The sequence below is a fragment of the Zavarzinella formosa DSM 19928 genome (assembly GCF_000255705.1).
Taxonomy (GTDB): Bacteria; Planctomycetota; Planctomycetia; order Gemmatales; family Gemmataceae; genus Zavarzinella; species Zavarzinella formosa.
The window spans coordinates 1-551 of sequence record NZ_AIAB01000589.1 but is presented as its reverse complement, the minus strand read 5'-3'; the positions used below and the strand labels follow the sequence as shown (position 1 = coordinate 551).

Here is a 551-nt window from a genome sequence, read left to right as displayed (position 1 = left end):
CTAGTGCAGGTTCCGGCAAGGCCTTTCCTTAACCGAAGAACGTGCGAATAATGGGTTATGAGACCCATCACCACTTACGTTCGTCCGCTGACTGACCCGGAACGCCAGCGTCTTCAGGAAGGCCTTCGTTCGTCAGAAGCGTTCACGTTGCGTCGCTCCCAAATACTGCTGGCCAGCGCCGACGGCCAAAGCCCGGCCCAAATCGCCCGGAACCTCGGCTGTACTCCCCGATCAGCCCGCAATGCCATCCATGCCTTCGCGGCCGAGGGCGCGTCCTGTCTGGGCGAAAAGTCGTCCCGGCCCAAGAGCGCCCGGCCCGTGCTCGACGCCGCTTTCGACGAACCGTTGCGGCAACTGCTTCATCAAACGCCCCGGATCCACGGGCAGGAGCGAAGTCTTTGGACCTTGGGACTGCTCGCCCGGGTTTGCCATGACCGGGGCTGGACACCCCGCGTCCTGAGCGCCGAGACCATCCGTCAGGCCATCAAACGACTGGGCGTCTCGTGGCGGCGGGCCAAACACTGGATCACCAGCCCCGACCCGGCCTATGC

1 protein-coding gene is annotated in these 551 nt (G+C 64.1%); it reads left to right on the top strand.

The features are described 5' to 3' along the window. Positions 1–57: 57 nt before the first annotated feature. A partial coding sequence (locus BGIM_RS0100890) for a helix-turn-helix domain-containing protein (RefSeq protein WP_020467932.1) occupies positions 58–551 on the top strand: 494 nt, incomplete at its 3' end.